Origin of the sequence: Staphylococcus sp. HMSC36A10, assembly GCF_001838845.1 — a bacterium.
In the GTDB taxonomy this organism is placed as follows: Bacteria; Bacillota; Bacilli; order Staphylococcales; family Staphylococcaceae; genus Staphylococcus; species Staphylococcus aureus.
Window position 1 is genome coordinate 1 of the sequence record NZ_KV839074.1, and the last position, 5,827, is coordinate 5,827.

5 protein-coding genes and 1 pseudogene are annotated in these 5,827 nt (G+C 30.8%); 1 reads left to right on the forward strand and 5 read right to left on the reverse strand.

Annotation, left to right across the window (positions count from 1 at the left end):
- Positions 1 to 34 precede the first annotated feature (34 nt).
- Positions 35 to 337, reverse strand: a pseudogene (locus tag HMPREF3247_RS02165) (Csa1 family protein); the annotation flags it as partial.
- A gap of 365 nt (positions 338 to 702) precedes the next feature.
- On the opposite strand from HMPREF3247_RS02165, the gene spn reads away from it, so the two are divergent.
- Positions 703 to 1,011: a myeloperoxidase inhibitor SPIN gene (gene spn / locus HMPREF3247_RS02170; protein WP_000669524.1), complete on the forward strand. Its 309-nt coding sequence runs from the start codon at positions 703 to 705 to the stop codon at positions 1,009 to 1,011.
- A 106-nt stretch (positions 1,012 to 1,117) separates the two neighbouring features.
- On the opposite strand, the gene HMPREF3247_RS02175 is transcribed toward spn, so the two are convergent.
- From HMPREF3247_RS02175 to HMPREF3247_RS02190, 4 genes are all read right to left on the reverse strand, one after another.
- On the reverse strand, positions 1,118 to 2,620 hold the full coding sequence (locus HMPREF3247_RS02175; protein ID WP_001208892.1) for an FKLRK protein: 1,503 nt from the start codon (positions 2,618 to 2,620) through the stop codon (positions 1,118 to 1,120).
- 21 nt (positions 2,621 to 2,641) lie between these two features.
- The gene (locus HMPREF3247_RS02180; RefSeq protein ID WP_064129963.1) at positions 2,642 to 3,334 is read right to left on the reverse strand and encodes a superantigen-like protein SSL11; all 693 of its coding nucleotides are present in this window, start codon (positions 3,332 to 3,334) and stop codon (positions 2,642 to 2,644) included.
- Between the two features lie 405 nt (positions 3,335 to 3,739).
- Positions 3,740 to 4,999, reverse strand: a complete 1,260-nt coding sequence (locus HMPREF3247_RS02185; protein WP_070866180.1) for a restriction endonuclease subunit S — start codon at positions 4,997 to 4,999, stop codon at positions 3,740 to 3,742.
- Positions 4,992 to 5,827, reverse strand: an 836-nt coding sequence (locus tag HMPREF3247_RS02190) for a type I restriction-modification system subunit M (protein ID WP_070866181.1), incomplete at its 5' end; no start/stop codon positions are given. The genes HMPREF3247_RS02190 and HMPREF3247_RS02185, both read right to left, overlap by 8 nt.

The window sequence follows — 5,827 nt, forward strand, 5'->3', positions numbered from 1 at the left end:
TAAGAAATTCTCATTTTTCTATTGACACACTGCCATTTAAAAATAAAACCATGCCTTCATCATCTATCTCACCTGGTTTGTTACTTTTAGCAAAACTTGTGAGTAAAGTCCATGTACCCTTATCACCCTTTTTAAATTCACCATCTCTATAGCCTTCTTTGTCGTATAAATCCTCGAGATTTTTGATTGGATACATATCTAAAGTTTTCTCAAAGCTCTTTTTAATTTGTGCTTCTTTTGAATCTTCTTTTGTTTTATCACTTTTGCCACAACCTGCTATAAAAACTATTAAAATTAAGATACTTATGTACAATGCAAACCCTTTTAAATATCCCATCGTTTCACGTCTCTCTGTTTTATACTTCATTTATATTCTCTTTTCATATAAATAATTAATTATTTTGTATATTTCTCTTTTACGTTACCAAAATATACATATACAATCAATTTAATTTCTTAATTAAATTTGTACTTATTATTATGTTGCGTCATTTTTTTATTATTGTTTCATTTGATTTAAACCCTCTTTGAAATCAAGGTTTTAGTAGGAAAATCCATAACCATCGCATTAAAGATTAATTTCATTTAAACAATATTTGTCACTTTAACTATTTATTAAAATTATTAAATCGGCTTAATAAACGTAATTTTCTCAATATTCAGTGTTATGATAGAGTTACATTTTTTAGAGGAGTGATAGATATGAAATTTAAAAAGGTTTTAGTAGCTACGGCAATGGTAGGTGTTTTAGCAACTGGCGTTGTTGGATATAGTAATCAAGCAGATGCGAAAGTTTATTCTCAAAATGGACTTGTACTACATGATGATGCAAACTTCTTAGAACATGAATTAAGCTATATCGATGTGTTATTAGATAAGAATGCTGACCAAGCTACAAAAGACAACTTAAGATCATACTTCGCCGATAAAGGACTACATTCAATCAAAGACATTATCAACAAAGCTAAACAAGACGGCTTTGATGTTTCAAAATATGAACACGTAAAATAAACTCAATAATGCTTTATAACAAAGCACAAAAAACAGCTCAATGACGTTGAAGTCAGTGATTAACTCACTAGTTTCATTACATCATTAAGCTGTTTTATTTTATTAATTATTTTTCTAATTTTGGTGCCTTACGTTCAACTTTCTTTTCACCTAATGGATAGAACCAAGTTGATGGATTACCTTGAACATCATAGCCGACAATTTTATCACCATGTAATTTATGATATGCAGGCGTGTTTTCAAGTTTCTCTTCAAATTCACGTTCTTTCTTTTCTTCCGGAGATTCATAAACATCGATATACTTAGAAACGAATCCTTGATGTAATAGCTCACCAGTAATAGGTTTAACTACTGCAAAATTCAATGTTTCTCCATTTTGTAATCTGAAACCAGCTTTTTCAGCATCAAAGCTAAATTTACCATTTTCATCTACTTGAATATCAGGAAACAGTTGCGCATCACCTAAGTCAGAATATACTTTCACTACTGCATTCGCGAATTTAGTCTTACCTGTAATTTCTTTAGTTCCCTGTTTATCGAGAATACCTTTACCTTGTTCTGTATGGTACAAACTTCCATAAATTTCATCTACATGTAAATCTTCTTTAACATCTTTCAATACTTTTACTTTTTCCACTTTAGTATGGTCATATTTAGTTTCTGCTTTATCAATATCTTCTAAACTCGTTACTTTAGTTTTGAAAATTAATGACTTCAATGCTTCATCTTCATCATCAGGTGCAAATGTTAATGAGATTTCATCATTTTTCTTTAACTCTAAGTTATCAAAAGGATTTTTTTTGAAATCAAAATCAAAATATCCTTTTTCATTAATAGGCATCCAAACACCATCGGAACTAGCTTTAGTATCTTCTTTACTAATTCCATCTTTAGCTCTTTCTTCAAAATTAATAAATTTATTATTAATAGATAGAGCAACTTTACCTTTTACAGACGTATGACCTTTAATAATACCTGAACCTTCAGTAATAGGTTCGATGAAAACTTGGTGATGTCCATCTTTTTCTTTTAGTTGTTCTTTCGGTATTTCATACGCTTTTTCATATCGTGGTGTTGTGTATGTAGCTTTAGCATCTGTGTTTTCTTCCTCAGTACCAGCTTTTTCAGTTGAATCTTCTTCTACTTCTTCATCTTCTTCATCATCACCTAAATCAGGACTGGATGACGAAACCTCAATTTCTTGATTATGAACAATTTTTCTATTGTGTAGTGGATACTCGAATCTTCCGTTTTCATCAGCAAATACTAAATCACTATTTCCTCCATCTACTGAATCAGCACTTTTACCATCTATATTCATTAGAATAATATGGCTGGGTAAAGTAGTCCCTGTTACCTTTTGAGCACCAGGTTTAATGGGGTCTAAATTAACAAAATTCTTTTTTGTTTGTTCCGAACTTACTTCTTGATTATTTTGAACTGGTTGTGATCCAACTTTGATTTCTTCAGTTGCATTCACCTTTGGGTTCTTAACAGTTTGGCTACCTTCAGATGCTTCTGCTTCGCCATTTGTCATGATATATAACATAGTAATTGCAACTGATACTAAACCGACTTTCATTTTACGTAATTTAAAATTTTCTCTCATGATATACTCCCTCGAATATTATTATAAATTCACTTCAATTTTCTTTATATTTCTACTATCAATCGTATCACCCATGCGATGAGGCTGTAATTTTTTATTTAATTCAAACGTATAGTAGCCGCCATTTTTCATAGAAACTTTAATTTTGCTGTCTTTAGGCTCTGTCTTATAAAGATCATGTTTATCAATTAATTGCTTTCTTAGTTTGAAATCAAGTTCTTTTAATGAAATTTCTTCTTTATTGATGCTATAGTATTCTGAAGTCACAGAAGCAGTATTTTGACCGTTACTCTTAGAAGTCAATAAATTAACGTTTTGTACAGGGTCTTTATATTGATTCTTATTTGTTTTTGTAATTCCACCAATTGATATATTATCTGCGTGTTTACCTGACCCTTCTCTTACAACAAATACATCAAGTCCTTCATAATCTTCATCGTCCTTAAACCTTTCTTTGTCTGTGCCAAGTAAAGTAACTACATTAAGTTGTGGTCCATCAATAATGTTCATTTTATTACCTTCTCTATAACCACTCACATTTAGAAAATTATATCCTGTTCCACTGTAGTATTTTTTTAATTCTTGTGTATCTTTTGAAGTAACTGATAATCTGCTTTGCTCAATTGCTTTTACTGGCTGAGCAGTAGTTGTAATCATCCCTGTTGTTAAAATCCCTAGTGCTAAACTTGCTTTAGCAATATTTTTTAATTTCATAATTCTATGCTCCCAATTTTTAGTCTATTTGATTTATTCTATTACGCAATACGAACAATCCTCATTCATTATAATGAGCAATGGTCGTGCTTCACATTAAACTTACTTTAACTAAAAATTAATCATTATTAAGTAATTTAATAAATAGTTAACTAATATCATTCAATTCCTATCGATCTACTCTCTTTTATTTACGAATAACACTTTATCTCAACTTAATCTTTATTTAACTACTTATTCTGTACACAATTTCGACACAAAAAAGACACTGTGCTATCACAGTGCCTAAATTTAATGTTCGTTTTTGATTTCATTGAACTTTATTTCTTATTTGTAAAAGTTACGCAATATGATGGTGAAACATCTGAAATAAACAAATAATAAAAACTATATTGCAGCGACAAATCAAATAAACATTTTCTGTAAAAACGCCTTTTTCCTCTCTTTTAATTGGTCTATCTTGTGCAATTGTTTAGTAGTTATTCCAGATAAAACTTCTAGAAACCCTCTTATTTTCTGTTGTTCTTCAAGAAGTGGCAATTGTATAGATATCAATTTAATAGATGAATAATTTATATAAACTTGGGTTGCTCCTTGCATCATACCTTTTATTTTATTTCTAATTAAATCTGTATTCATTAAGAACCATAAAAATTTATTATCATTTTCAGCAAATGGTATTAATCTTTCAGTTCTTTGATTATAAATATATTGATTATCTTTATCTATAAATATACTTCTACCTATAATTTTCCCATCTTTTGTTTTATCATTTAATACCATTGCTAAGTCGCCTTTTGATAAAATATATTTTTCAGTTTTTTTATTTTTATTGACTCTTATATTTTGATCATTATAAGTGCTATTTATAGAATAACTTCCTATACTTATAACTTTATAATTACCGTCAAAATTAAATTCTGTTTCTAGAGCAGTGCCACCCTTATTCTCAAATATTTCTTGAATTGATTTTGATTTCCAATCTAGATAATCTTTACCTTCCTCATCTTTGAATCGCAATTCTTGCGAGAAGATTTTCTGCATATAGCCTTTTTTCTGTTGCTGAAGTAATTCAAGTTTTTGTTCTTCTAATTCAATTTGCCGGTCGAGTTTGCTGAAGAACTTGCCTATTTTTTGCTGCTCTTCAAATATAGTTGGGGTGAAGATTTTTAAATTAGCAATTTCTTTGAAGTTTAGTCCTTCTCGACTACCTCCACTTTGTGCAAGGAAAATTTTCCTTTTACCTTTTCTTGATAATAGATACTGTCCAAAAAAATTATAATAATACTCTTTTTTCAATCTAATAATACATACATGTTGATTTAAATTAGCATGTATTTCAACTATCGAATTAATGGCTGTTCTACCTATTGATGCTCCTGTAATATTTAAAAGAACATCACCATAGTACGTTCTACTATTTTTCATCTCATCATCTATATCTTTACTAATATAAACTAAGTCATTAAGATTTAATTTACCATTTCTAATATTTTGACTCCTTAAAAATGGTATGCCTTTGTTTGTATAGTTTTCACTTCCACCTTTGGGAGTCTTTCCACTACCTATTTTGGTAGTAAGGTCCCCTAACTTCTTCTCTTCCCATTCGCCTTCAAACCCTGGGAACCTCAACTCTGGCACATTTTTCTTTTGTGTATTACTCATCTTTCAACACCCCAAGTTCTTTCAGGTATGCATTGATTTCTTGTTCAACTTCTGCGATTTCTTTGTCGATATTTTTCAAATCTTGTTGGACTTGATCTAAATCTATTGGTGCTTCTTCTTCGAATGTATCGACATATCTCGGTATGTTTAAGTTGTAATCGTTATCGGCGATCTCTTGTAATGTCGCACTGTAGCTATATTTATCAATTGTTTCCTTACGCTTATATGTGTTAATAATGCGTTCGACTTGGGCATCGGTTAAATGGTTTTGATTTTTTCCTTTTTCAAAATCATTGGATGCATCGATAAATAATACATAGTCTTCTTGTTGGCGACATTTTTTAAATACTAAAATACATGTTGGAATACTTGTCCCATAGAAAATATTGGCTGGTAAGCCAATCACGGCTTCTAAGTAGTTCTTTTCTTCAATTAAATAACGACGAATGACACCTTCTGCAGCACCACGGAATAAGACACCATGTGGGAGTACAACGGCCATGGTACCTTCATCGTCTAAGTAATGTACCATGTGTTGAATAAAGGCAAAGTCTGCTTTGGACTTTGGCGCAAGTTTGCCGTATCCGCTGAATCGTTCGTCATTTTCAAATTTTGAATCTGCTGTCCATTTCGCACTGTATGGTGGGTTCGCAATAACCGCATCAAATGTATGTCCTAAAAAGGCTGGATTTTCCAACGTGTCATCATTACGGATATCGAAATTTTCATAACGTACATCATGTAATAACATGTTCATGCGTGCTAAGTTGTAAGTGGTATTGTTACGTTCTTGACCGAAATAACGATACACTTGCGTTTCTTTACCAA